Below are 26,119 nucleotides of genomic sequence, written 5' to 3'. Positions count from 1 at the left end.
GAGCCATTAATACACTATACTCAATAAATTATTCTTTTAGAAGGAGGAAAAACGTGTGAGAAGAGTGCTTTTTAAAATCATGTACTTTTGGTACAAACTTCTTGTGAAGTTGAAAATTAAAACGGATGAGATTTATTATATTGGCGGTAGTGAGGCGTTGCCACCACCTTTAACGAAAGAAGAAGAGGAGGTATTAATTCACCAGCTACCGAAAGGAGATGAATCTGCTCGCACCATTCTTATTGAACGGAATCTTCGGCTTGTTGTCTATATAGCCCGTAAATTTGAAAATACAGGAATAAACATTGAAGATTTAATTAGTATTGGAACAATTGGGTTAATTAAAGCGGTTAATACATTTAATCCTGAGAAGAAAATAAAATTAGCAACCTATGCTTCAAGATGTATAGAAAATGAAATTCTTATGTTTTTAAGAAGAAATAATAAGATACGCTCAGAAGTTTCATTTGATGAGCCTCTTAATATTGATTGGGATGGCAATGAGCTATTATTATCGGATGTATTGGGAACAGAAGAGGATATTATAACGAAGGACTTGGAAGCGAATATTGACAGAAAGCTACTAACAAAAGCTTTGCATCAATTAACAGATCGTGAAAAACAAATTATGGAGCTTAGGTTTGGATTACTGGGTGGGGAAGAGAAAACGCAAAAAGATGTGGCGGACATGCTTGGAATTTCGCAATCTTATATATCTAGGCTTGAGAAGCGAATAATAAAACGATTGCGAAAAGAATTTAACAAGATGGTGTGAAAAAAACTCGGTTAGCAGCCGAGTTTTTTCCCGTGTTAGCTTTAAGTAAACCTCGTTTTCCTCCTTACAAAAAGTCAAAATCAATTCCCTTTTCAACTCTTCGTTCCTTTAATACAGAGGAATGGATAAGTTCATTCAGAGCAAAACGGTCACCTCCACATTTCAATTGTCTAACCTTATGTCTGCCATGCTCGGTCGTAAGCCAATCTGTTTTGAAAACCAAAAGCGAGTTTTCAAGAGCAACTTGTCTTACGCCTGCCGCATGGCTCCTTTTTGGGGTAATGGTAATATGAAAAATGGACTAACAATATGAAGCGTAGAGTTATATGTAAACAACACTTCGACCAAAAAGGAACGACAACGGTTTTTCTTTTGTTCAGTTCCGGTGCCCAACTCCTAGTGGACTTCGCCATACTCCCTACGATAAGTCAACATCGAATCGACTACCGTCTCTACGTGTTTCCTTTATCTCAGTCGAATGGCTCCAGTCCATACGGAGTAAAATACGGTCACCTCCACATTTCTTTTTTGCATATTTTTTTCCGGACAGGGAGATACTGATTTTTGTACAGCATCCCCTGTAAGGAGGGAAATATTTTGTCTCGTAATAAAGTTGAAATTTGTGGTGTAGATACATCGAAATTACCGGTTTTGAAAAATGATGAAATGCGTAAGTTGTTTAAAGAATTGCAAGATGGAGAACTTTCAGCTCGAGAAAAGCTGGTAAACGGAAACTTGAGACTTGTATTAAGTGTCATTCAACGATTTAACAACAGAGGGGAGTATGTTGATGACTTGTTTCAAGTAGGCTGTATAGGACTCATGAAATCGATTGATAACTTTGATTTAAGCCAAAATGTAAAATTCTCAACATATGCTGTACCAATGATAATAGGTGAAATAAGAAGATATCTTCGCGATAATAATCCAATTCGTGTGTCACGTTCATTGCGAGATATTGCTTATAAAGCCCTGCAAGTGAAAGAAAAATTAATGAGTCAAACCTCAAGAGAACCTACAGCTGAAGAAATTGCAAAAGTACTTGAAGTATCTCATGAAGAAATTGTATTCGCTCTCGATGCTATTCAAGATCCAGTAAGTTTGTTTGAACCGATCTATAATGATGGTGGAGATCCTATATATGTAGTTGATCAATTAAGTGATGAGAAAAATCGAGACACTCAATGGATTGATGAAATAGCATTGAAGGAAGGCATGCGAAGACTGAACGAACGTGAAACGATGATTATCCGAAAGCGATTTTTTCAAGGTAAAACACAAATGGAAGTGGCAGATGAAATCGGTATTTCACAAGCCCAAGTATCAAGACTTGAAAAAGCGGCAATTAAACAAATGAATAAGAATATTCAACATTAAATACATAAAGACCAATTCTGATGAATGAATTGGTCTTTTTTCTGTCGTTTTTTATACATTGTACGAACATGATTTTCATATAGTGTATAAAGCTCAGCTTTGAGGGGTGGAAATCACCAATCATTTGTTGAACAGGATAAAATGAGAGACAAGGAGAAATCTTACATGATGAAAATATCTCAATTTCAAACGAAGGACATTGTTAACCTTTCTGATGGGAAAAAATTAGGGATTCTTCATGATTTGGAGATACATTTGCCTACTGGTCAAATCAACGCTTTGATTGTAACAAACCACGGAAGATGGATTAACATGTTTCAAAGGGAAGAAGAAATAATAATTCCTTGGAACAAAATTAAAAAAATTGGTGAGGATCTCATATTAGTGGATTATGGGAGTTCGACTGATCTTGTCAATATATTAGATAAATAATGTTATTACTAGGATGCCATAGGAAACATATGATAAAATATTAAAAAATAAAAAGGGTTGTCATGTATGAGTGAAATATTTAATAAGCAAGAGGAACAATATTTTTCTATCCCACAATGGGAACAGATGAATAAGCAATTAGTAGTAGGTTTTACTACTAAAAATGGTGGAGTAAGTACGGGTGCTTTTAGCACATTAAATACTGGATTTCATGTTGGAGATGAGCAGAAACTAGTTGTTCGAAACAGAGAAGTGATTGCGAACAAACTTAATTTTCCTTTAGCACATTGGGTGGGTGCAGAACAAACCCATAAAACGAATATAGCATGTATATCAGATGTAGAAAAAGGATTAGGGTCCGATGATTATGAATCAGCTTTAAAAGATACAGATGGTTTGTACACTGATACTGCGGGTATATTATTAACGCTTTGTTTCGCAGATTGTGTTCCTATTTATTTCTTTGCACCATCTAAGTCATATATCGGTATTGCTCATGCTGGCTGGAAAGGATCAGTGTCAGGTATTGCAGCTAAGATGGTTCATAAATGGCAAGCAGAAGGTATTGAGCCGAGTGAAATAAATGTCGTAATTGGACCATCAATATGTCAAGAATGTTATGTTGTGGACGATAAAGTAATTAAAGAAGTTAATAAAAGAGTGGAAGAAGACGGTGAAAAGCCATATAATTTAATCAGTGAAGGGCAATATAAGCTGGACTTGAAAAAATTAAATGAAATGATTTTAAGAGTAGCTGGGGTTCAACATATTGCTGTGTCGAATCTTTGCACATCATGTCAAGAAGATGTATTCTTCTCTTATAGAAGAGATGGTGGCAAAACAGGACGGTTAATGAGCTTTATCGGTTGGAAGGAGGCATCTTTGTAAAGTGAAAGTAATAGAAAACCTTTCTGTTATAGAGCGTAAAATACAGGAAGCATGTGAGAGAAGTAATAGAAAGAAAGAAGATATCCATATTATAGCCGTTACGAAGTATGTCTCGCCTGAAAGAACAATAGAAGCTGTAGAAGCGGGAATAGGTCATATTGGTGAGAATCGAATTGAAGGATTAATGAATAAACAACAGCATTTGAAAGAAGGCCCTAAATGGCATTTCATAGGGTCCCTTCAAACGCGAAAAGTAAAAGATATAGTTAATTATGTTGACTACATCCATTCATTGGACAGGCTATCTTTAGCTAAAGAAATTCAAAAACGCGCGAAAGAACAAATACCATGCTTTGTGCAAGTGAATGCATCTGGAGAGGAGTCAAAGCACGGGTTGTCACCTAATGAAGTCATTCCATTCATACATCAATTGCAAGATGAAGGACTAGATAAGATTAAAGTGATTGGTCTAATGACAATGGCTCCATTCATAGAAGATGAGAAGATACTACGCAGTTGTTTCCGTACTTTAAAATCACTGCAACAAGAAGTGATTAATCTACATATTGAAAATGCACCTTGTGAGGAATTATCTATGGGTATGTCGAATGATTTTGAAGTTGCCATCGAAGAAGGCTCAACGTATATTCGTATAGGAACTGCACTTGTTGGTGAAGATTCTTAAGGGAGGCTATATAAATGTCAATTGGTTCAAAATTTAAATCATTTTTTGCTCTAGATGATGAATATGAATATAGAGAAGAAACACAAGAAGTTGAGAAGGAAGCTGAAATTCCTATGAAATCTATGTCTAAAACACAACCTCAAAGTACCCAAGTACCTCAAAATGTAGTAAGTTTGAAAAGTGTACAACAAAATTCTAAAATGGTGCTAGTTGAGCCAAGGGCCTACTCTGAAGCCCAAGGAATTGCTGATCACTTAAATTCAAGAAGATCGGTAGTTGTGAATTTGCAAAGCATTTCACATGATCAAGCGAAGCGAATTGTAGATTTCCTTAGCGGTACAGTGTATGCTATTGGTGGAGACATTCAACGAGTTGGTACAAATATCTTTTTGTGCACACCTGAAAATGTTGATGTGTCTGGAAATATATCAGGCGCTCTCCAAGAAGATGATACTGAAGGTTTAAGGTGGTAAGTGAATGAGTTTAGTATTGAATATAATTTTGAATGTAATTCAAATTTACTCATATGCATTGATTGTGTACATTTTGATGTCATGGTTTCCAAATGCTCGTGAGTCGGCAATCGGTCAGTTTTTAGGTCGTATATGTGAGCCTTATTTAGAAGTGTTTAGACGTTTTATCCCACCGATTGGAATGTTAGATATCTCTCCGATTGTTGGTTTCTTAGTTTTAAATCTTGCTTCGCAAGGTCTAATTCAAATATTCTATTGGTTAGTTTAATTAAACAGTAAATAGAGGCTGACCTACAAGACTAGTGGATGGGCTTGTAGTGTTAGCCTTTATATTTATCCTGTTCTAACTAGCGCTAATACTCCTACTTCAATTAAAAGTTGAGTATAAATAAGTGGGAGATAAGCGCTGGCAAGAACCTGATGAATTCAACGATTCTCCCTTCAATCGAAGTAGTATGCTAGAAAGGACTTTTCATGAGTATTTATCAACATTTTCGTAATGAAGAGAAAAATTTTATTGATACCGTTTTGGATTGGAAAGAAAGTGTAGAAACGTTTTATACTCCGAAACTGACTCACTTTTTGGATCCGCGAGAGCAGCAAATACTTACATCGATTATCGGTCATAATGATGATTGTTTGTTGCGTTTCTTTGGTGGCTATCCGTTAGCAGAGCGTCAACGAGTACTCCTATACCCTAATTATTACAGTCCATCTGAAGATGATTTTCAAATGACATTAATTGATATATCATATAATCGTAAGTTTCATACGTTACAGCATCCACAAATATTAGGAACTCTTATGTCCTTAGGAATAAAGCGTGAGAAATTTGGTGATGTTCTCTTAAATAGTGAAGGGGCACAAATAATTGTTTCGAAAGATATTAATGATTATGTGATTGCTAATGTAACGAAAATCGGTCAAGCTGGTGTTACATTAATTCCGAAAACTTTCAAAGATAGTCTTGTTGTAGAAGACTCTTGGCAGGAAGTGATGATGACAAGCTCTTCATTACGAATTGATAGTTTATTTTCATCAATGGCAAATATTTCACGCAAGAAAGCGCAAGATTATATTGTTGGTGGAAAAGTAAAAGTTAATCATCAACAAATAGAAGCCAATGACTTTGAATGTCATGAAGGTGATATTATTTCAGTAAGGGGCTTTGGTAGATATCGAATTATGTCAATCGATGGAAAGACAAAGAAAGAAAAATGGCGTATAGTGTTTGGGAAACGAAATTAATAGTAAAATTTGAAGCATTTACAAATGTCCTGTCAAAACGTAGAATAAAAGTAATTAATGAGAATATTTTAATTTAATATGGAGGTGCAATAATGCCTTTAACGCCACTTGATATACATAATAAGAGTTTTAATAAAGGCTTTCGTGGATATGATGAAGATGAAGTAAACGAATTTCTAGAACAAGTGATGAAAGATTATGAATTAGTTCTTCGTGAAAAAAGAGATTTAGAAGAACAGTTGGTGAATGCTCGTGAAAAATTAACCCATTTCAGTAACATTGAAGATACTTTAAATAAATCGATTATCATTGCGCAAGAAGCTGCAGAAGAAGTAAAGAGAAATGCGCAAAAAGAATCTAAGTTAATTATTAAAGAAGCTGAAAAGAATGCGGATCGTATCGTTAATGAATCATTATCGAAGGCACGAAGAATTGCCTCTGAAATAGAAGAATTGAAAAAGCAGTCTAAAGTATTCCGCACAAGGTTTACGATGCTTGTAGAAGCTCAATTAGATTTAATCAAAAATGAAGATTGGGACCATTTAATGGCATTTGAACATGATGCAAATGACGTTTTATTTCATGAGGACGAAGAGTAATATTGACGACAGTTATACTTTTCGTATATAATTCCAAACAAGATAATATTATTTAAACGTTGAAAGGGACAGTAGGTTTCTTTATACACTTACAAAAGCAATAGTTAATTGCAACAAGCGAATCGAGGTTGGTGGAAGCTCGATGTAAGAATAGAAACGGAAGATCACCCTGGAGTTCTTAAATGAATCTATTTTTAGTAGTAGTTTAGGCGTGTTGTTCGCGTTAAGAATGTAAATAGAGCGGATGTTAATTTACAATTGAACATCAACCAGGGTGGTACCACGGGAAAAAGCCTTCTCGTCCCTTTTTTAGGGATGAAAAGGCTTTTTTTATTTCGTATTTACCTAGTTAAAATCGCTAAACAGGCGCTTGCGCTTTTCTAACATGAAAATAATATTGAATAGAATTTTTTAGGAGGGTCATAAAAAATGGATTATAAAGATACATTATTAATGCCAACGACAGAGTTTCCAATGCGTGGAAACTTACCAAAAAGAGAACCAGACATGCAAAAAACTTGGGAAGAGATTGACATCTATAAGAAAGTTCAAGATCGTACAAAAGGTCGTCCAATGTTTATATTACACGACGGACCTCCATATGCTAACGGTGATATCCACATGGGGCATGCGTTAAATAAAATTCTAAAAGACTTTATCGTTCGTTTCAAATCAATGAGTGGCTATAATGCACCATATGTACCAGGTTGGGATACGCACGGTCTTCCAATTGAAACAGCTTTAACAAAAAGCGGTAAAGTAAATCGTAAAGAAATGAGCGTAGCGGCTTTTCGTAAACTTTGTGAAGAGTATGCTTATGAGCAAGTTGCACGTCAAAAAGAACAATTTAAACGATTAGGCGTTCGTGGTGATTGGGATAATCCATATATTACATTGAAGCCAGCTTATGAAGCGCAACAAATTAAAGTGTTTGGAGATATGGCTAAGAAAGGCTATATCTATAAAGGATTAAAACCAGTTAACTGGTCACCGTCAAGTGAATCAGCTCTAGCTGAAGCTGAAATCGAATATCAAGATAAGAAGTCAGCATCTATTTATGTTGCGTTTGATGTAACAGATGGTAAAGGTATACTTGATGAGGGAACTAAGTTTATTATTTGGACAACTACTCCTTGGACAATTCCTGCAAACCTTGGAATTTCTGTTCATCCACAACTTGACTACGTAGTAGTTGAAGTAGAAGGAAATAACTACTTAGTAGCTAAAGACTTGTTGTCTGCTGTTAAAGAAGCAATCGGCTGGGAAACTGCAAACGTTGTTAAAACAGTAAAAGGTAACGAGTTGGAATACATTATTGCAAAGCATCCATTATATGATCGCGATTCATTAGTCATGCTTGGTGAACACGTAACAACTGATGCTGGTACAGGATGTGTACATACAGCTCCAGGTCACGGGGAAGACGACTTTATCGTTTCTCAGAAATATAAATTAAAAACTTTATGCCCTGTCGATGAGAAAGGTCATATGACTGACGAAGCTCCGGGGTTTGAAGGTATGTTCTATGATAAAGCAAATAAAGCAATCACAGAAGCTTTGGAAGAAAAGGGAGCGTTATTAAACTTAACGTTTATTACTCACTCTTATCCGCATGATTGGAGAACGAAAAAACCGACAATTTTCCGTGCGACTGCACAATGGTTTGCTTCTATCCATGACTTCCGTGAAGAATTATTGCAAGCTATTAAAGAAACGAAATGGTACCCAGCATGGGGAGAAACTCGACTGTTTAACATGGTTCGTGACCGTGGAGACTGGTGTATCTCTCGTCAACGTGCATGGGGCGTTCCAATTCCTGTTTTCTATGCAGAAAATGGTGAGCCAATTATCACTGACGAAACAATTAATCATGTATCAGACTTGTTCCGTGAACATGGTTCGAATGTATGGTTTGAGCGTGAAGCGAAAGATTTATTACCTGAAGGCTTTACACATGAAGGAAGCCCTAACAGTATCTTTACAAAAGAAACTGATATTATGGATGTATGGTTTGACTCAGGTTCTTCACACCAAGCTGTATTAGAAGAGCGTGACGACCTAATAAGACCAGCTGATTTATATCTTGAAGGCTCTGACCAATATCGTGGTTGGTTTAACTCTTCTTTATCAACAGCTGTAGCAGTGACTGGTAAAGCACCATACAAAGGTGTTCTAAGCCACGGATTTGCACTTGATGGTCAAGGTCGTAAAATGAGTAAATCATTAGGTAACACTATTATGCCTGCGAAAGTAATGAACCAATTAGGCGGGGATATTCTTCGTCTATGGGTTGCTTCTGTTGATTACCAAGCAGATGTACGTGTTTCTGATCCAATCTTAAAGCAAGTGGCTGAAGTTTATCGTAAGATTCGTAACACATTCCGTTTCTTACTTGGAACACTAGATGGTTTCGATCCGAAAGCAGATAGCTTAACATATGAAGAGTTACGTGAAGTTGATCAGTTCATGCTTGTGAAACTGAACAAATTAATTAAAAATGTTACGAAAGCGTACAATGATTATGAATTTGCTAACATTTATCACAATATCAATAATTTCTGTACATTAGATTTAAGTGCATTCTACCTTGATTACGCAAAAGACATTTTATATTGTGAAGCGCCAAATAGTTCAGATCGTCGTGCTATCCAAACAGTATTGTATGATGTACTGCTTTCCTTAACAAAGCTTGTATCACCAATTCTTTCTCATACAGCAGATGAGGTTTGGGCTTATATTCCGAACGTGGAAGAAGAAAGTGTTCAGCTAACAGATATGCCAACACCGAAAGAATATGCAAATGAACAAGAACTAGAAGAGAAATGGAATAAGTTCATGGATCTTCGCGATGATGTTCTAAAAGCATTAGAGGAAGCACGTAACGCAAAAGTTATTGGTAAGTCGCTAAATGCAAAAGTTTCTATGTATGTTACAGCTGAAACAAAAGCATTACTTGAAACAATTCAAGAAAGCTTTGAACAATTATTCATTGTTTCTCAGTTTGAAATTGCAGGAGATAAAGATGCGGCGCCAGCTGATGTTGCTTCATTTGAAAACTGTACAATTGTTATTTCGAAAGCAGAAGGGGAAACATGTGAGCGTTGTTGGAATGTATCAGAGGCTGTTGGGTCTGTGGAAGAACATCCAACATTATGTCCTCGTTGTGCATCAGTCGTGAAAGAAGCATACACTAAGTAAAAACACTAAAGCGTGCTGACTTCCTTTGGTAGTCAGCCGCTTTTTGGTTTAATTATGGTGTTGTTTTAGTATAGCCTACCCCACTATTAAAGAAGATACGGAGCAGAACGGGCGCTTCCGCTTTTCTTACATTGTGTTTATTTTTCACATTGTGCTACAATTCAAGATAGCGAAATTTTTTACAAGTTGGGGGATGACTATCATTTACTATTTATTGGCATTAGTAATAATAGCTCTAGATCAGATTACAAAAATTTTAATTGTGAAAAACATGGATTTAGGGGAAAGTATAACAATCATTGAAAATTTCCTATATATAACGTCGCATCGTAATCCAGGGGCAGCTTGGGGAATACTACCAGGGAGAATGTGGTTCTTCTATATCATTACAGTCATTGTGGTAATTGCTTTAGTGTACTATATTCAAAAAATGGCTAAAACACATATTCTATTAGGTATTTCACTTGGACTGATGTTAGGTGGAGCAATTGGGAATTTTATCGATCGGGTTATTCGAAAAGAAGTTGTTGATTTCGTAGATACGTACATTTTTGGGTATAATTTTCCGATTTTTAATGTAGCAGACGCAGCTTTAACTGTAGGTGTTGCGTTGCTAATGATTTTTATGTTTTTTGAGGAAAAGTTGTTGAAGGAGAAAAAGAATGGATAAAGTATTATACATCGTTAGTGAAGACAATAAAGGCGACCGTTTAGATAAGTTTATATCGGTCGTAAACGATCAGTTTTCACGTACACAAGCACAGTTACTTATTAAAGATGGAAATGTGCTTGTAAATGAGCACAAAGTGAAAACAAATTATAAATGTCAAACAAATGATAAAGTGGAAATTACAATTCCAGAACCAGTTGAATTAGATATTAAAGCGGAAGAAATGAATCTTGATATTTACTATGAAGATGAAGATGTGTTAGTGGTGAATAAGCCTAAAGGTATGGTAGTTCACCCTGCCCCCGGACATACAACAGGAACGCTTGTGAATGGATTGATGGCTCATTGTAAGGATCTTTCAGGCATTAACGGTGTTTTGCGTCCTGGAATCGTTCACCGCATTGATAAGGATACGTCAGGGTTACTGATGGTAGCTAAGAATGATATGGCGCATGAAAGCCTTGTACAACAATTAGTTGATAAAACCGTTACAAGAAAATATCGCGCATTGGTACATGGTGTCATTCAACATGATCATGGAACTATTGATGCACCGATTGGTCGAGACAAGAAAGATCGTCAAAGTCAGACTGTTGTATCTGATGGTAAGCAAGCTGTCACTCATTTTACAGTCATTAATAGGTATAACGATTTTACATTTGTAGAATGTCAACTTGAAACAGGAAGAACGCATCAAATTCGTGTACATATGAAGTATATCGGCTATCCTTTAGCTGGGGATCCTAAGTATGGACCGAAGAAGACACTTGACTTAGGAGGCCAAGCTTTACACGCTGGTGTGTTAGGTTTTGTTCATCCACGTACAAATGAATATTTGGAGTTTTCAGCTCCACTTCCAACCTATTTTAAAGATTTATTAGAAAAACTAAGTAAAGATCATTGACAAAGTAATTTAAAGACAGTAATATATAAACAGTTGAACATGAACCTTTAATAACAGTCCCGTGAGGCTGAGAAGGAAACGGATGAACCTAACGTGCAACACGTCTTTGCCGTGTGCTTAGGTATACCTAAATCCTCTTGCTACGGGCAAGGGGATTTTTTTGTAGAGTATAAGTCGGGAGGTGCCTAACATGAATGAAAAAGCAGTTGTTCTAGATGAACAAGCAATAAGAAGGGCATTGACTCGAATTGCCCATGAAATTATTGAGAAGAATAAAGGAATCGAAGACTGTGTTTTAGTTGGCATCAAAACGCGTGGAATATTCATTGCGAATCGATTAGCGGCCAGGATTGAACAAATCGAAGGAAAAGCGATAGATGTGGGTGAATTAGATATCACGCTTTACAGAGATGATTTAAGTAGCAAGAACAATGATGGTGAGCCATTCGTGAAGGGATCGAACATTCCAATTGATATAACGAATAAGAAAGTTATAGTGGTTGATGATGTTTTATATACAGGAAGAACAGTCAGAGCAGCACTTGATGCATTGATGGATCTTGGAAGACCATCACAAATCCAACTGGGTGTCCTAGTAGACCGTGGACATCGAGAACTGCCAATTAGAGCAGATTATGTAGGAAAGAACGTACCAACTTCACAACTTGAAAAAATCACAGTTTCATTAGAAGAAGTTGATAAGTTAGATAAAGTCAGTATTTACGATAAATAATGACCCTTTTAATGTCAGTCCAGAGAGGCTAACAAAGGGAAGGAATCGTATATAGGACACCTCGAGTAGGTGAAGACTATATGATTGTCCTTACTCCTTTGTGCCCTCGTGAAAACGAGGGTATTTTATTTGAAAAGGTGGGGGAAACATGCAACAGCAACAACAAAAAATCATACTAGACGTAGAGGAAGTACCGAAACCAAGTAAATGGTTAATGCTTAGTATTCAGCACGTATTTGCCATGTTTGGATCAACAGTGCTTGTACCATTCTTAACGGGGATGAGCCCAGCAGTAGCTCTAGTATCAAGTGGTTTAGGAACACTGGCATACTTAATCATTACAAAAGGTCAGATTCCAGCATATTTAGGATCATCATTTGCCTTCATCGCACCAATAATATCAGCGAAAGCTCTTGGTGGGCCAGAATCAGTTATGCTCGGGTGTTTCTTAGCAGGTATCATATATGGAATTATCGCACTTATTATTCGAAAAGCAGGCATAAACTGGTTGATGACAATATTACCACCAGTAGTAATTGGACCAGTTATAATGGTAATTGGTTTAGGCTTAGCGGGAACAGCTGTTAATATGGCAATGTATAGTAACAATGGAGCACCTGCAGCAGAATTAGAATATAGTTTGACACATTTCTCAGTAGCACTTGTAACTTTAATAGTAACAATCATATGTAATGTATACATGAAGGGCTTCTTAAAACTTATACCAATCCTGATAGGAATCATTGCAGGATACTTAATGTCTCTAGCGCTAGGAATTGTAGATTTAAGTGGTGTTAAAGAAGCAAGTTGGTTTACGGTACCAGATTTTCATGTGCCTTTTGTCAACTATGATCCAGCCTTCAACTGGGGAATCGCTATTGCGATGATTCCAGTGGCCGTTGTAACATTATCAGAGCATATAGGTCACCAAATGGTATTAAGTAATGTAGTAGGAAGAGATTTTATTAAGAAACCAGGGCTTCATCGTTCAATTGCAGGTGATGGAGTTGGAATTGTAATCGGATCCCTTATTGGTGGACCGCCGCTTACATCCTACGGTGAAAATATTGGAGTTCTAGCGATTACACGAGCATTTAGTGTATATGTAATCGGAGGAGCGGGAGTTATCGCAATAATGTTTGGGTTTGTAGGGAAAATTTCAGCACTTATTAGCTCAATACCACAAGCAGTAATGGGGGGGATTTCAATCCTGTTATTCGGAATCATTGCTTCAAGTGGATTGCGAATGTTAATAGATAATCGAGTTGATTTCTCGAAAAATAGAAATCTAATGATTGCCTCTGTCATTCTAGTAACAGGAATTGGCGGCGCGGTATTGAATATCGGTGAATTTTCACTATCTGGTATGGCGCTAGCAGCGATCATCGGTGTAATCTTAAACTTGATTTTACCAGGTAAAGAAGAACCAAAAGATATGTTTGGAAATACAGATTCAGTAGCATAATCACCTTTTAAGAAAGTCCGGAGAGATTTATAAGGGTGTAACAGAAATAGTATGCGCACAATCAATAAACAAACCATTAAAATGGATGTCTATTAAGTGCACGGATTTTTCTGTAAAACACCCTAAACGAAAAATGTTTAGGGTGTTTTTTTCTAAAAAATGTTCGTTTAATCGTAAAGGAGAGGAATCACTAATGAACCATTTGCTAACTACGTGTGAATTATCAACAACTGAAATTTATAACATTTTAAAGGATGCTGCAAGCTTTGCAAAAGGGGAAGTGTGGAGGCCAAAGACTCAAATTTTTACAGCAAATTTATTCTTCGAAAATAGCACAAGAACGAAGTGTAGCTTTGAAGTGGCTGAAAGAAAATTAGGATTTGAAGTAATTCCTTTCGAAGTTTCAACATCAAGTGTGCAAAAAGGAGAAACACTTTACGATACGGTAAAAACATTAGAAGCAATTGGAGTTAACGCTGTTGTAATTCGACATCCCGAAGATCAATATTTTGATCAACTTGTGAATAAAGTAAATATTCCAATCATTAACGGAGGTGATGGCTGTGGTCATCATCCGACACAATGTTTACTGGATTTATTAACAATCTATCAAGAATTTGGTGGATTTCAAGGTTTGAAAGTGGCAATAGTTGGAGATATACAACATAGTAGGGTAGCTCGATCTAATGCTGACACATTAACACGATTAGGTGCTGAAGTAGTATTCTCAGGTCCTAAAGAGTGGCATGACGCTAGTATTACTACTGGAGAATACGAAGACTTTGATCAAGCCGTTCGTACCGCAGATGTTGTAATGCTACTAAGAATTCAACACGAACGTCACGATTTTGAAATGATGAGTAGTAAAGAAGTATATTTACAAAAATACGGTTTAACGAAAATTAGGGAGCAACAGATGAAACCGGCAAGTATCATCATGCACCCAGCACCGGTAAATCGTAATGTTGAAATAGATGAAGATTTAATAGAATGTGAACGCTCTAGAATTTTTAAACAAATGGAAAACGGTGTGTATGTTCGAATGGCAGTATTAAAAAGAGCATTAGAATCAGCAAAATCTCAAGGGGGAATTGAAAATGGCACTCATCATCAAGAATGGTCAATTGTTTAATAAGGAAGGTAAACTTGAGGCAAAAGATCTTAAAGTAGTGAACGGACAAATCATAGAGATTGCTAATCAAATTAGTGACAATAGCGCAGAAATAATTGATGCAACTGGTCTTGTCGTTTCTCCTGGATTTGTAGATTTACATGTGCATTTACGTGAGCCTGGTGGGGAGAAGAAAGAAACAATTGAAACAGGAACGAAAGCAGCAGCTCGAGGTGGCTTTACAACAATTGCAGCTATGCCTAATACAAGACCAGTTCCAGATACGAAAGTGACAGTAGAAAGCTTAATGAATCGTATCGAGGAAACAGGCTGTGTGCGTGTGCTACCATACGGGTCTATTACAATTCGGGAAGCTGGTAAAGAATTAACAAACTTTGCAGAGTTGAAAGAAGCAGGAGCGTTTGCTTTCACAGATGATGGTGTTGGAGTCCAATCAGCAGCAATGATGTTAGAAGCAATGAAGCAAGCAGCAAAAATTGATGCAGCAATTGTAGCACACTGCGAAGAAAATACACTCATTAATAAAGGTTGTGTACATGAAGGTAAATTTTCGAAAGAACATGGGTTAAACGGAATTCCTTCTGTTTGTGAATCTGTACATATTGCCCGGGACATTTTATTAGCTGAAGCTACAGATTGCCATTACCATGTATGCCATATTAGCACGGAAGCGTCAGTGCGTGTTGTACGTGATGCAAAGCGCGCTGGAATTAAAGTAACAGCGGAAGTTACTCCGCATCACTTACTATTAAGTGAAGAAGATATTCCGGGTGTGGATACAAATTATAAAATGAATCCACCATTAAGAGGAAAGAGAGATCAAGAAGCTTTAATCGAAGGATTGTTAGATGGAACCATTGATTTTATCGCAACGGATCATGCTCCTCATACAGCTGAAGAAAAAGCAGAGCATATAGAGTTAGCTCCATTCGGAATTGTTGGACTAGAAACAGCATTCCCATTATTGTACACACATTTTGTAGAGAAAGACATTATTACTCTAGAACAATTGCTTGCTTTCTTAACAAAGAAACCGAGTAAAGCATTTAAATTACCTTACGGTGTACTTGAAGAAGGTAGTGTTGCAGACATCGTATTACTTGATCTACAAGAAGAAAAAGCAATTGATGTAAATGAGTTTGCTTCAAAAGGTAAAAACACGCCATTTGGTGGATGGAACTGTAAAGGTTGGCCAGTATTAACAATGGTAGAGGGAACAGTAGTATGGCAAAAGGAGAGCGTAAAAGCATGAAAAGACAACTAATTTTAGAAGATGGTACAGTATTTGTAGGCGAGGCTTTTGGAGCCGATGTAGAGCGTATGGGTGAAGTTGTATTTAATACAGGAATGACAGGCTACCAAGAAGTATTATCTGATCCATCATACTGTGGCCAAATTGTAACACTTACGTATCCTTTAATTGGAAACTATGGGGTTAATAGAGATGACTTCGAATCTATAACACCAGCAATCTCTGGTTTTGTTGTAAAAGAAGTAGCAGACCTACCTTCAAACTGGCGCAGTGAGTGCACGTTGGATGAGTATTTTAAATTAAATCAAATCCCTGGAATTGCAGGTATTGATACAAGAAAGCTTACACGCATTATTCGTCAGCACGGTACTTTAAAAGGTGCGATTACGAATATGGAAAAGAAAGCTGAAGAAGTAATTGAAGTTTTAAAAGCAACGGTATTACCAAATGATCAAGTGAAAAAAGTATCAACGAAGAAAGCATATCCAAGCCCAGGGAGAGGTTCACGTGTAGTACTAGTAGACTTTGGTATGAAACATGGCATCTTACGTGAATTAAACAAGAGAGATTGTGATGTAGTTGTAGTTCCTTACAATGTTACAGCACAAGAAATTTTAAACTTAAGCCCAGATGGTATCATGCTTTCAAACGGTCCAGGAAATCCGAAGGACGTACCACAAGCAATTGAAATGATTAAAGAGGTACAAGGAAAAGTACCATTATTCGGAATCTGCTTAGGACATCAATTGTTTGCACTAGCTAACAATGCGAATACAGAACCATTAAAATTTGGACACCGTGGATCTAATCATCCAGTAAGAGATTTAGAAACGGGTAAAATAGCAATCACTTCACAAAATCATGGTTACACAGTTGAAGAAACATCATTAAAAAATACACCACTAGAAGTTACGCATGTTGCATTAAATGATGGAACAATCGAGGGGTTAAAACATAAAGAGTTCCCAGCATTTACAGTTCAGTACCATCCAGAAGCATCACCAGGTCCTGAGGATGCAAATGGCTTATTTGATAAATTCATTAACATGATTGAAACAGCGAAAGCGGAGGGAGAAAAACAATGCCAAAACGTACAGATATAAAAAGCATATTAGTAATTGGTTCAGGTCCAATCATCATCGGTCAAGCTGCAGAATTTGATTATGCAGGAACACAAGCGTGTATCGCATTGAAAGAAGAGGGCTATCGTGTAATTCTTATCAACTCCAACCCAGCAACAATCATGACAGATACAGAAATTGCTGATGCTGTATACATCGAGCCATTAACACTAGAATTCGTAAGCAAAATTATTCGTAAAGAACGTCCGGATGCGCTTCTTCCAACACTAGGTGGTCAAACAGGATTAAACCTTGCTGTTGAGCTTTCAGAAGCAGGTGTTTTAGAAGAGTGTGGCGTAGAGATTCTAGGAACTAAGCTATCAGCAATCAATCAAGCGGAAGATCGCGATTTATTCCGAAGTTTAATGAATGAACTTGGTGAGCCGGTTCCGGATAGCGATATCATCCATACATTAAAAGAAGCATATACGTTTGTAAATCGTGTTGGTTATCCAATCATCGTACGTCCAGCATTCACACTTGGAGGAACTGGTGGTGGAATTTGTACAAATGAAGAAGAATTAATTGACATCGTAACAAGCGGTTTAAAACATAGTCCTGTTACACAATGTTTAATCGAGAAAAGCATTGCTGGTTTTAAAGAAATTGAATATGAAGTAATGCGCGACAGCAATGATAACGCAATCGTAGTTTGTAACATGGAAAATATCGATCCAGTGGGTGTACATACAGGTGATTCTATTGTAGTAGCTCCAAGTCAAACTTTAAGCGACCGTGAATATCAGTTACTACGCAATAGTTCACTAAAAATTATTCGTGCTTTACAAATCGAAGGTGGATGTAATGTTCAGCTAGCTTTAGATCCAGATAGCTTCAACTATTATATAATCGAAGTAAATCCACGCGTAAGCCGATCTTCAGCATTAGCATCAAAGGCAACAGGTTATCCAATTGCTAAATTAGCTGCGAAGATTGCAGTTGGTTTAACACTTGATGAAATGATGAATCCTGTTACGGGTAAAACATACGCAAGCTTTGAGCCTGCACTTGACTATGTTGTATCGAAAATTCCAAGATGGCCATTTGATAAGTTCGAATCAGCTAACCGTAACTTAGGAACGCAAATGAAAGCTACAGGAGAAGTGATGGCAATTGGTCGTACTTTAGAAGAGTCGCTATTAAAAGCTGTTCGTTCGTTAGAATCAGGTATTTACCACCTTGGATTAAAAGAAGATGAAGTATTCGACGATGCCTTAATCGAAAAACGTATTAGAAAAGCAGGAGATGAACGCTTATTCTACATCGGGGAAGCATTGCGAAGAGGCGTAACAATTGAAACAATCCATGAGTGGAGTAAAATCGACTTATTCTTCTTGAAGAAATTCGAAAATATTATCAAATTAGAAAAAGAACTACAAAATGCTCCATTTGATCTTGAACTAGCAACTAAGGCGAAAGAATCAGGTTTTGCAGATATTACAATCGCTAAGCTTTGGAACACGAAAGAACTCAATGTTTATAACTGGAGAAAAGAAAACAACTTAATTCCTGTGTATAAAATGGTTGATACTTGTGCAGCTGAATTTGAATCTGAAACACCATACTTCTACGGCACTTACGAAGAAGAAAACGAAAGCATTGTAACAGATCGTAAAAGTGTAATAGTACTAGGTTCTGGTCCGATACGAATCGGTCAAGGTGTGGAATTCGACTATGCTACTGTGCATTCTGTATGGGCGATTAAACAAGCAGGATATGAAGCAATTATCATTAATAACAATCCTGAAACAGTTTCAACGGATTTTAGTATTTCAGATAAATTATACTTTGAACCACTTACAATTGAAGATGTAATGCACATCATTGACCTAGAGAAGCCTGAAGGGGTAGTTGTTCAATTCGGTGGACAAACTGCTATTAATCTAGCTGATCAATTAGTAGAACGTGGTGTGAAAATTCTAGGCACATCATTAGAAGACTTAGATCGTGCGGAAAACCGTGATAAATTCGAACATGCACTTACTGAATTGAATATTCCACAACCAAAAGGAAAGACAGCAACATCGGTTAGTGAAGCTGTAACGATTGCGACAGAAATCGGTTACCCAGTCCTTGTACGACCTTCATACGTACTTGGTGGAAGAGCGATGGAAATCGTGTATAAAGAAGCTGAGCTCCTTTATTACATGGAAAATGCAGTGAAAGTAAAACCAGAGCACCCAGTATTAATTGACCGCTATGTAACTGGTAAAGAACTGGAAGTTGATGCGATTTCTGATGGTGTAAACGTAGTAATTCCAGGAATTATGGAACATATCGAACGTGCAGGTGTCCACTCTGGAGATAGTATTGCTGTATATCCACCGCAAAACATCTCTCAAGAAGTGAAAAATAAAATTATTGATTACACAGTGGAGTTAGCAAAAGGTTTAAATATTATCGGACTATTAAACATTCAATATGTAGTAGCTAATGATGAAGTTTTCGTCATTGAAGTAAATCCACGTTCAAGCCGCACAGTACCATTCTTGAGTAAAATCACGAATGTTCCAATGGCAAACGTAGCAACGAAAGTTATTCTAGGTCAAAGTTTAGAAAGCCAAGGATATACAACTGGACTTGTACAAGAAAAGCAAGGGGTATTCGTTAAAGTACCGGTTTTCTCTTTCGCTAAATTAAGACGAGTAGACATTACATTAGGACCTGAGATGAAATCAACAGGTGAAGTAATGGGTAAAGATGCGACACTTGAAAAAGCCCTTTACAAAGGTTTAGTAGCATCAGGTATCCAAATGAAAGAACACGGATCAGTATTGCTAACAATAGCTGACAAAGATAAAGAAGAAGCATTATTACTAGCGAAGCGATTCCATAATATTGGCTTCCAACTAATTGCAACTAGTGGAACTGCATCGAAATTACAAGAACAAGGCATTCCAGTTAAAGTAGTTGATAAAATTGGTTCAGAAGGTCCTAACCTTTTAGACGTAATCCGAAATGGTGAAGCGCAATTTGTTATCAATACATTAACTAAAGGAAAACAACCAGAGCGTGACGGTTTCAGAATTCGACGTGAGTCAGTAGAAAATGGCATTGCATGTTTAACTTCATTGGATACAGCCGATGCAATTCTAAAAGTTATCGAATCTATGACATTCTCAAGCGAATCAATGAACGTGATTAAATAATAGAAAGGTGCAATCTAGTCATGAAAAACGAAAAATTAACGATCGTTAGTCAAAAAGAAATTGCACATTCCATTTTCGAGCTTACCCTTAAGGGTGAGCTCGTTTCTGAGATGAAACAGCCAGGACAGTTTGTGCATATTAAAGTAGCGGATAGCTTTGAACCACTTCTAAGAAGACCGATTTCCATTTGCTCAATCGACCAAGCGAACCATGAGTTTACGATGATCTATCGAGCGGAAGGAAGAGGAACAACCCTACTTACAGCTAGAGTAGCAGGAGAGCAAGTGGACGTATTAGGGCCATTAGGAAATGGCTTTCCTGTTGAAGAAGCGAATGTTGGCGAAACAGCTCTTCTAGTAGGTGGTGGAATTGGAGTGCCACCATTATATGAACTATCTCAAAGATTAGTAGAGCGTGGTGTTAAAGTCATTCATGTACTAGGTTTCCAATCAAAAGATGTGGCTTTCTATGAAGAAAAATTTGCGGCATTGGGTGAAACATACATAGCGACGGTAGATGGCACACTAGGAATAAAAGGATTTGTAACGGATGTAATTGAAAATCAAGGGATTGCATTTGATGTTCTGTATTCATGTGGACCAACACCGATGTTAAAAGCATTAGAAAACAATTACAGTGATAAGAAGTTATTCTTGTCACTTGAAGAAAGAATGGGATGCGGAATCGGCGCATGTTTCGCATGTGTATGCAAAACAAACGACGAACGCCCAGGACATAATTATAAAAAAGTATGTAGTGATGGCCCGGTATTCCGATCAGGAGAGGTGATACTATGAGCAGATTACACGTTGAACTACCTGGATTAAGCTTGAAAAATCCAATCATGCCTGCTTCTGGTTGCTTTGGATTCGGTAAAGAATATAGTGAACTATATGATTTGAACAAATTAGGTTCCATCATGATAAAAGCGACTACGCTTGAAACAAGATTCGGTAATCCTACACCTCGAGTAGCTGAAACACATGCGGGAATGCTTAATGCAATAGGGTTACAAAACCCAGGACTTGAGCATGTGATGAATAATGAATTGAAATGGTTAGAGCGATTCGACCTACCAATCATTGCAAATGTTGCTGGTTCACAAGAAGACGACTATGTAGAAGTGGCTAGACAAATCTCTACAGCTCCGAATGTAGCGGCATTAGAATTAAATATCTCTTGTCCAAACGTTAAAGAAGGCGGCATTGCTTTCGGTACGGATCCAGAAACAGCAAAGCGCCTAACGAAGAAAGTGAAAGAGGTATCGCAAGTTCCTGTTTATGTGAAGCTCTCTCCAAATGTAACGAATATCGCACAAATGGCTTTAGCAGTCCAAGATGGTGGAGCAGATGGATTAACGATGATTAATACATTGTTAGGTATGCGTTTAGATTTAATAACAGCACGTCCAGTTATCGCGAATAAAACAGGTGGCTTATCGGGTCCAGCAATCAAACCAGTTGCAATTCGTATGATTCATGAAGTAAGTCAACAAGTAAATATTCCAATCATCGGAATGGGTGGCATTTCAACTGCTGAAGATGTAATCGAATTCTTCTATGCAGGAGCGAGTGCAGTTGCAGTCGGGACAGCAAATTTTGTTGATCCATTTGTTTGTCCAACAATTATCGATAAACTTCCAGCTTTATTAGATGAACTTGGGTGTGAACATATTTCAGAATGCACGGGAAGGAGTTGGAAATAATGAATAAATCGCTTATTATTGCGCTTGATTTCAGTACAGCAGATGAACTAAAACAATTTCTTGATGGATTTCCAAATGAGCAGCTATATGTAAAAATCGGGATGGAACTATTCTATCAAGCAGGTCCAGCTATTATAAATGAAATTAAAAGCAGAGGTCATAAAATTTTCTTAGATTTAAAACTGCATGATATTCCAAATACAGTGAAGCAAGCAATGAAAGGCTTGGCTAAGTTAGATGTTGATTTAGTAAACGTACATGCAGCTGGTGGTAAGAAAATGATGGAGGCGGCATTAGAAGGCTTAATCGAAGGAACTCCAGAAGGGAAAAAGCGCCCGTTGATTATTGCTGTAACACAGCTGACAAGTACGACAGAAGTAGCGATGAAATCGGAGCAAAGAATCGCTATTTCCCTCGAAGAATCGGTAACATCGTATGCAACACTTACAAAAGAAGCAGGTTTAGATGGTGTGGTTTGTTCTCCCCATGAGGTGGAAAGGATTCATGAATTATTAGGACAAGATTTCTTAACGGTAACGCCGGGCATCAGAATGGCAAGTGAAGATGTACATGATCAAAAGCGCGTAGCAACACCAGAGAAAGCTAGATTACTAGGAACGAATGCAATTGTTGTTGGACGATCCATTACAAAGGCATCATCACCATTAGAAGCATACAAAGCAGTAAATAGAGCCTGGGAGGGAACAGAAGCATGAAAGTAAGCATTGCTGAAAAATTATTAGACATTAAAGCCGTATTTTTACAACCAAATGATCCATTCACTTGGTCTTCAGGTATGAAATCTCCAATATATTGCGATAATCGATTAACTTTATCGTATCCGGCTGTTCGCAAAGAAATTGCGAAAGGCTTAACGCAATTAATTCATGAGTTTTATCCAGGGGCAGAACTTATTGCTGGAACAGCGACTGCGGGTATCCCACATGCTGCTTGGGTAAGCGATGAAATGAACTTACCAATGTGTTACATTCGCTCAAAAGCAAAGGGACATGGAAAAGGCAATCAAATTGAAGGACTTGCCACTCCAGGGCAGAAAGTTGTGGTAGTAGAAGATTTAATTTCAACTGGTGGGAGTGTAATCACAGCTGTTAAAGCTCTACGTGAAGCTGGTTGTGAAGTATTAGGTGTTGTATCAATCTTCACTTATGAGTTAGAAAAAGGTCAAACACAGTTGGATGCTGAAGGCATTATTAACCATTCTTTAAGCAACTTTTCCACTTTAGTAGAAGTTGCTAAAGATAAAGGCTATATTGAAAGCAATGATGTAGAAAAGTTAACAAAATGGTGTGAGAATCCAACTGAAACAGCTTGGATGGAAAATTAATTAAGATATTTAATGTAAAACGCCTTGTCGATGAAAAATTGATAAGGCGTTTTTATATAGGATTATTTATTATTTTTATGTAATGCTTCAAATTCCTCACGTAAAATGGAATATAGCTTAATGTCTCTATGTTTTCCTTTAATGAATAGTCCTTTTCGAATAACTCCTTCTAATGTCATTCCGATTTTTTCCATTACTCTTTGTGAGCCAATATTTTCGGCTAAACACCTTGCTTCGATTCGAATCGTATTCATTTCATGAAAGCCAAACGATAGGACTGCTTGTGCTGCTTCAGTTACGAAGCCTTTATTCCAATAATGTTCAGACAATGCATAACCAATCTCTGCTGTTTGGTGTCTTGGTTGCCAAGCAACGAAATTGATTGTTCCTATTATTTTATTATTCTCTTTTAATTCAATCCCCCATGGAGCCAACCGATGAAGTGTATATTGCTGCAAGACAAAATGAATGTAGCCTCTTGTATCGGTTAATGTGCGGTGTGGTTCCCATGATACATACTGGCTTACGATCGGGTTTGATGTATACTCATACATATCTTCAGCATCTTTCAATGTGATTTTTCTTAGTAGGAGACGTTTTGTTTCAAGTATAGGTAGTTGTTCAAATATCGATCCAATTTCCATACAATCCTCCTATCTCGCTTCATGTTTTCATTATATACGCATGACAATTAAATAAGAAGAGTGTATATTTCTTAAAAAAAGAAAACAGGCTGTCCGAAAAGTGATTGAAAATCACTTTTCGAATGCCCTTTTACGCTTTGTTAGCCCTCCGAAGTAGTTTACGTGAACTAGATAAAACTGCTGATTATGTCAGAATACCTATATTTGGCGCTTTCGTCTAGATGAAACCCATGTTTCTTCTTAATAATTAAGGAGTTACTTTCCAATAAATCAAACAAGTATAGTTAATAGGATTTATCCCGTTCAAACTGGCGCTAAGACTCCCACTACAAAACGAAAGTAAAAGCGAAGACGTTTAAGTGGGAGATGAAGCGCCAGTAAGAACCCGATTGGTTCAACTAATAATCGGTGGGGGATGGACGAAAACCCCCACCGATTAAAGTTTCACTTTATTGGACAATCCCTTTTTCATGTTTTATTTCTTTAGCTTTAATACTCCATCCGCATCTGGTGTAACATAAATAGTATTTTGATTATCATATGTGACAAAGCCAGGTTTAGATCCTCTAGGTTTCTTTACGTGGCGGATTTGCGTGTAATCAACAGGAACACCGCTTGAGTTTCTCGCTTTACTATAGAAGGCTGCAAGCATAGCAGCTTCATGAATCGTTTGATCAGATGGTGAACTATTACGAATAACAACATGAGAACCTGGGATATCTTTCGTATGAAACCAAAGATCATCTCTGCTACTTAGTTTATTCGTTAAATATTCGTTTTGTTTATTATTCTTACCAACAAGGATCGTATCGCCATTTGAAGAAACATATTCATCTAGGACAGGCTTTGTTTCTTTTTTCTTTTTTGAGCCTTTTTTATGGCGCTGTTTTAGATAACCACCTTCTTGAAGCTCCTCACGCATTTCTTCAATGTCTTTTGGTTCGGCTGAGTCGAGCTGTTGTATCAAGGCATCGAAGTATTTTACTTCTTCCGTGGCTAATTGAATTTGCACTGTAACCACTTCAATTGCATTTTTCGATTTTTGATATTTTTTAAAGTAATTTTGTGCATTTTGCGAAGGGGATTTTTGAGGGTTCAACGGAATTTTAACTGTTTTACCTTCTTCATCATAGTAGTTAATTACTTCTATTTCAGACATCCCTTGTTCTAATTGATAGATGTTAGCTGTTAAAAGTTCACCGTATAACTTGAATCTTTCACCTTTTTCGCTTTCTTCTAAGGTTCTTTCAAGTTTAACGATTTTCTTCTCATTTTTTTCTTTTTCATTAATGATAAATCTTTCTAAGTCTTGAGCCTGCTGTTTAATTCGATCACGAGCAGCTTTACCGAAATAGAAACGATCTAACATTTCACTTAACGAATTAAAGTTTTTTGTCTGTCCGGTAATATGCTGTAATGGGATGCAATAAAAAATCTCTTTATTGTCCGTTTGCATAATGCATGGATGATATGTCTCTTGTTGGAAAAGAGACATGACTTGACTAAATGCTTGAACCACTTGATCTTGGGTAGGTAATTTGCTTTGGAATAATATTTCTTTTGCTAATAAAGGTGAAATACCACCAAATGCTTGAACAATTTGTTTATCAAGCTTCCCGGCGTTAAAGTCTAAAGCTTTTAATACATCCTCTGGATTGGCAGTCAGTGGATTTCGCTTGTTCTGTTCTGGAGGGAACTTATATTCCTGGCCCGGTAGGATAGCGCGATATGAATTCACAGCGTATGATACATGTTTAATACTATCTAGTATTAAATTTGTTTCTTTATTTAAAAGAATGATATTGCTATGACGCCCCATGATTTCGACAATTAAACTTTTATAACTAACATCACCTATTTCATCCCGACCTTTAATGTCAAAAATGATGATGCGATCTTGTTCTTTTTGATAAATATTTTCTATGATTGCTCCTTCAAGATGCTTGCGCAGAAGCATACAGAACATCGGTGGATCTTGTGGGTTCTCATATGCTTCGTTAGTTAGCTGTGCTCGGCTGTAACTTGGGTGAGCAGAAAGTAGTAGCTTATGGTTTTTCCCATTTGCTCGAATCATAATGATGATTTCATTTTGGTAAGGTTGGTGGATTTTGTTGATTCTGCCACCATTTATTGTTTGTGTGAATTCTTCACACATCGCTTTTGTAAATAGTCCATCAAATGCCATATTTGTATCTTCCTTTTCTTTTGTCTAGTTAAGGTTTTTGTTAAGTAAAAGTGAATCACTTCACTTCAGAAAGACCAATGATGGTTTTTCGCTGTATAACCTTATATCTGCCGCGTGTCTCCTTTTTATTTGGAAGAAA

Annotated in this window: 24 protein-coding genes and 1 other annotated feature; of the genes, 22 read left to right on the top strand and 2 right to left on the bottom strand. The window is 37.0% G+C overall.

The window, feature by feature from the left end; all coding sequences use genetic code 11:
- Positions 1 to 55: 55 nt before the first annotated feature.
- The 22 genes from sigE (at position 56) to pyrE (ending at position 23,151) form a co-directional block, all read left to right on the top strand.
- On the top strand, positions 56 to 775 hold the full coding sequence (gene sigE, locus V7014_RS01525; protein WP_335503351.1) for an RNA polymerase sporulation sigma factor SigE: 720 nt from the start codon (positions 56 to 58) through the stop codon (positions 773 to 775).
- A gap of 597 nt (positions 776 to 1,372) precedes the next feature.
- Positions 1,373 to 2,152 carry an RNA polymerase sporulation sigma factor SigG gene (gene sigG, locus V7014_RS01520; RefSeq protein WP_205060951.1) on the top strand — a complete coding sequence of 260 codons (780 nt, stop codon included), beginning with the start codon at positions 1,373 to 1,375 and terminating at the stop codon, positions 2,150 to 2,152.
- 165 nt (positions 2,153 to 2,317) lie between these two features.
- Positions 2,318 to 2,584 carry a YlmC/YmxH family sporulation protein gene (locus tag V7014_RS01515; protein ID WP_335503347.1) on the top strand — a complete coding sequence of 89 codons (267 nt, stop codon included), beginning with the start codon at positions 2,318 to 2,320 and terminating at the stop codon, positions 2,582 to 2,584.
- A 66-nt stretch (positions 2,585 to 2,650) separates the two neighbouring features.
- The gene (gene pgeF / locus V7014_RS01510) at positions 2,651 to 3,472 is read left to right on the top strand and encodes a peptidoglycan editing factor PgeF (RefSeq protein WP_335503344.1); all 822 of its coding nucleotides are present in this window, start codon (positions 2,651 to 2,653) and stop codon (positions 3,470 to 3,472) included.
- Between the two features lies 1 nt (position 3,473).
- The gene (locus tag V7014_RS01505; RefSeq protein ID WP_335503341.1) at positions 3,474 to 4,157 is read left to right on the top strand and encodes a YggS family pyridoxal phosphate-dependent enzyme; all 684 of its coding nucleotides are present in this window, start codon (positions 3,474 to 3,476) and stop codon (positions 4,155 to 4,157) included.
- 14 nt (positions 4,158 to 4,171) lie between these two features.
- Positions 4,172 to 4,630 carry a cell division protein SepF gene (locus V7014_RS01500; protein WP_335503338.1) on the top strand — a complete coding sequence of 153 codons (459 nt, stop codon included), beginning with the start codon at positions 4,172 to 4,174 and terminating at the stop codon, positions 4,628 to 4,630.
- 4 nt (positions 4,631 to 4,634) lie between these two features.
- The gene (locus tag V7014_RS01495; RefSeq protein ID WP_335503335.1) at positions 4,635 to 4,898 is read left to right on the top strand and encodes a YggT family protein; all 264 of its coding nucleotides are present in this window, start codon (positions 4,635 to 4,637) and stop codon (positions 4,896 to 4,898) included.
- Between the two features lie 206 nt (positions 4,899 to 5,104).
- On the top strand, positions 5,105 to 5,878 hold the full coding sequence (locus V7014_RS01490; protein ID WP_335503331.1) for an RNA-binding protein: 774 nt from the start codon (positions 5,105 to 5,107) through the stop codon (positions 5,876 to 5,878).
- 92 nt (positions 5,879 to 5,970) lie between these two features.
- A complete protein-coding gene (locus tag V7014_RS01485) occupies positions 5,971 to 6,477 on the top strand; it encodes a DivIVA domain-containing protein (protein ID WP_335503327.1) in 507 nt (168 codons plus the stop codon).
- A 50-nt stretch (positions 6,478 to 6,527) separates the two neighbouring features.
- Positions 6,528 to 6,786, top strand: a binding site (T-box leader).
- A 120-nt stretch (positions 6,787 to 6,906) separates the two neighbouring features.
- Entirely contained in the window at positions 6,907 to 9,675 is a 2,769-nt protein-coding gene (gene ileS / locus V7014_RS01480) for an isoleucine--tRNA ligase (protein ID WP_335503324.1), read from the top strand.
- A gap of 199 nt (positions 9,676 to 9,874) precedes the next feature.
- Positions 9,875 to 10,345 (top strand): signal peptidase II, encoded by a 471-nt coding sequence (lspA, locus tag V7014_RS01475; protein WP_335503397.1) that lies wholly within the window; start codon positions 9,875 to 9,877, stop codon positions 10,343 to 10,345.
- Positions 10,338 to 11,249 (top strand): RluA family pseudouridine synthase, encoded by a 912-nt coding sequence (locus V7014_RS01470; protein WP_335503321.1) that lies wholly within the window; start codon positions 10,338 to 10,340, stop codon positions 11,247 to 11,249. Before lspA ends, V7014_RS01470 begins: the two co-directional genes overlap by 8 nt.
- A 190-nt stretch (positions 11,250 to 11,439) precedes the next feature.
- On the top strand, positions 11,440 to 11,982 hold the full coding sequence (pyrR, locus tag V7014_RS01465) for a bifunctional pyr operon transcriptional regulator/uracil phosphoribosyltransferase PyrR (RefSeq protein ID WP_335503318.1): 543 nt from the start codon (positions 11,440 to 11,442) through the stop codon (positions 11,980 to 11,982).
- 148 nt (positions 11,983 to 12,130) lie between these two features.
- Entirely contained in the window at positions 12,131 to 13,447 is a 1,317-nt protein-coding gene (locus tag V7014_RS01460) for a solute carrier family 23 protein (RefSeq protein WP_335503315.1), read from the top strand.
- Positions 13,448 to 13,640: 193 nt separating this feature from the next.
- Positions 13,641 to 14,579, top strand: a complete 939-nt coding sequence (locus V7014_RS01455; RefSeq protein ID WP_335503311.1) for an aspartate carbamoyltransferase catalytic subunit — start codon at positions 13,641 to 13,643, stop codon at positions 14,577 to 14,579.
- The gene (locus V7014_RS01450; RefSeq protein ID WP_335503307.1) at positions 14,545 to 15,831 is read left to right on the top strand and encodes a dihydroorotase; all 1,287 of its coding nucleotides are present in this window, start codon (positions 14,545 to 14,547) and stop codon (positions 15,829 to 15,831) included. Before V7014_RS01455 ends, V7014_RS01450 begins: the two co-directional genes overlap by 35 nt.
- Complete coding sequence (locus V7014_RS01445; RefSeq protein WP_335503304.1) at positions 15,828 to 16,934, top strand: carbamoyl phosphate synthase small subunit; 1,107 nt, start codon at positions 15,828 to 15,830, stop codon at positions 16,932 to 16,934. Before V7014_RS01450 ends, V7014_RS01445 begins: the two co-directional genes overlap by 4 nt.
- On the top strand, positions 16,913 to 20,101 hold the full coding sequence (gene carB, locus V7014_RS01440; protein ID WP_335503300.1) for a carbamoyl-phosphate synthase large subunit: 3,189 nt from the start codon (positions 16,913 to 16,915) through the stop codon (positions 20,099 to 20,101). The genes V7014_RS01445 and carB overlap by 22 nt, the downstream gene beginning before the upstream one ends.
- Before the next feature lie 20 nt (positions 20,102 to 20,121).
- Positions 20,122 to 20,898 (top strand): dihydroorotate dehydrogenase electron transfer subunit, encoded by a 777-nt coding sequence (locus tag V7014_RS01435; RefSeq protein WP_335503297.1) that lies wholly within the window; start codon positions 20,122 to 20,124, stop codon positions 20,896 to 20,898.
- The gene (locus V7014_RS01430; RefSeq protein WP_335503294.1) at positions 20,895 to 21,806 is read left to right on the top strand and encodes a dihydroorotate dehydrogenase; all 912 of its coding nucleotides are present in this window, start codon (positions 20,895 to 20,897) and stop codon (positions 21,804 to 21,806) included. Before V7014_RS01435 ends, V7014_RS01430 begins: the two co-directional genes overlap by 4 nt.
- Positions 21,806 to 22,522 (top strand): orotidine-5'-phosphate decarboxylase, encoded by a 717-nt coding sequence (pyrF, locus tag V7014_RS01425; protein ID WP_335503291.1) that lies wholly within the window; start codon positions 21,806 to 21,808, stop codon positions 22,520 to 22,522. The genes V7014_RS01430 and pyrF overlap by 1 nt, the downstream gene beginning before the upstream one ends.
- Entirely contained in the window at positions 22,519 to 23,151 is a 633-nt protein-coding gene (gene pyrE / locus V7014_RS01420) for an orotate phosphoribosyltransferase (protein WP_335503288.1), read from the top strand. The genes pyrF and pyrE overlap by 4 nt, the downstream gene beginning before the upstream one ends.
- Before the next feature lie 62 nt (positions 23,152 to 23,213).
- Here the strand turns inward: pyrE and V7014_RS01415 are convergent, their stop codons facing one another.
- Together V7014_RS01415 and V7014_RS01410 are read right to left on the bottom strand one after the other, a co-directional pair.
- Positions 23,214 to 23,795, bottom strand: coding sequence for a GNAT family N-acetyltransferase (locus V7014_RS01415; RefSeq protein ID WP_335503285.1), 582 nt, complete (start codon positions 23,793 to 23,795; stop codon positions 23,214 to 23,216).
- 475 nt (positions 23,796 to 24,270) lie between these two features.
- On the bottom strand, positions 24,271 to 25,980 hold the full coding sequence (locus V7014_RS01410; protein ID WP_335503282.1) for an Rqc2 family fibronectin-binding protein: 1,710 nt from the start codon (positions 25,978 to 25,980) through the stop codon (positions 24,271 to 24,273).
- Positions 25,981 to 26,119 lie beyond the last annotated feature (139 nt).

It is taken from the genome of Bacillus sp. JJ722 (assembly GCF_036963345.1).
Taxonomy (GTDB): Bacteria; Bacillota; Bacilli; order Bacillales; family DSM-1321; genus Bacillus_AD.
This window is presented reverse-complemented; position numbering and strand designations above follow the sequence as displayed.

Excerpts from the sequence above, each read along its gene's own strand:
- carB (WP_335503300.1), top strand. The coding sequence starts at position 16,913 with ATGCCAAAACGTACAGATATAAAAAGCATATTAGTAATTGGTTCAGGT.
- pyrE (WP_335503288.1), top strand. The coding sequence starts at position 22,519 with ATGAAAGTAAGCATTGCTGAAAAATTATTAGACATTAAAGCCGTATTT.
- V7014_RS01490 (WP_335503331.1), top strand. The coding sequence starts at position 5,105 with ATGAGTATTTATCAACATTTTCGTAATGAAGAGAAAAATTTTATTGAT.
- V7014_RS01445 (WP_335503304.1), top strand. The coding sequence starts at position 15,828 with ATGAAAAGACAACTAATTTTAGAAGATGGTACAGTATTTGTAGGCGAG.
- V7014_RS01415 (WP_335503285.1), bottom strand. The coding sequence starts at position 23,795 with ATGGAAATTGGATCGATATTTGAACAACTACCTATACTTGAAACAAAA.
- V7014_RS01515 (WP_335503347.1), top strand. The coding sequence starts at position 2,318 with ATGATGAAAATATCTCAATTTCAAACGAAGGACATTGTTAACCTTTCT.
- ileS (WP_335503324.1), top strand. The coding sequence starts at position 6,907 with ATGGATTATAAAGATACATTATTAATGCCAACGACAGAGTTTCCAATG.
- pyrR (WP_335503318.1), top strand. The coding sequence starts at position 11,440 with ATGAATGAAAAAGCAGTTGTTCTAGATGAACAAGCAATAAGAAGGGCA.
- V7014_RS01495 (WP_335503335.1), top strand. The coding sequence starts at position 4,635 with ATGAGTTTAGTATTGAATATAATTTTGAATGTAATTCAAATTTACTCA.
- V7014_RS01455 (WP_335503311.1), top strand. The coding sequence starts at position 13,641 with ATGAACCATTTGCTAACTACGTGTGAATTATCAACAACTGAAATTTAT.
- V7014_RS01430 (WP_335503294.1), top strand. The coding sequence starts at position 20,895 with ATGAGCAGATTACACGTTGAACTACCTGGATTAAGCTTGAAAAATCCA.
- V7014_RS01460 (WP_335503315.1), top strand. The coding sequence starts at position 12,131 with ATGCAACAGCAACAACAAAAAATCATACTAGACGTAGAGGAAGTACCG.
- pgeF (WP_335503344.1), top strand. The coding sequence starts at position 2,651 with ATGAGTGAAATATTTAATAAGCAAGAGGAACAATATTTTTCTATCCCA.
- V7014_RS01410 (WP_335503282.1), bottom strand. The coding sequence starts at position 25,980 with ATGGCATTTGATGGACTATTTACAAAAGCGATGTGTGAAGAATTCACA.
- V7014_RS01450 (WP_335503307.1), top strand. The coding sequence starts at position 14,545 with ATGGCACTCATCATCAAGAATGGTCAATTGTTTAATAAGGAAGGTAAA.
- V7014_RS01435 (WP_335503297.1), top strand. The coding sequence starts at position 20,122 with ATGAAAAACGAAAAATTAACGATCGTTAGTCAAAAAGAAATTGCACAT.
- V7014_RS01500 (WP_335503338.1), top strand. The coding sequence starts at position 4,172 with ATGTCAATTGGTTCAAAATTTAAATCATTTTTTGCTCTAGATGATGAA.
- pyrF (WP_335503291.1), top strand. The coding sequence starts at position 21,806 with ATGAATAAATCGCTTATTATTGCGCTTGATTTCAGTACAGCAGATGAA.
- V7014_RS01470 (WP_335503321.1), top strand. The coding sequence starts at position 10,338 with ATGGATAAAGTATTATACATCGTTAGTGAAGACAATAAAGGCGACCGT.
- V7014_RS01485 (WP_335503327.1), top strand. The coding sequence starts at position 5,971 with ATGCCTTTAACGCCACTTGATATACATAATAAGAGTTTTAATAAAGGC.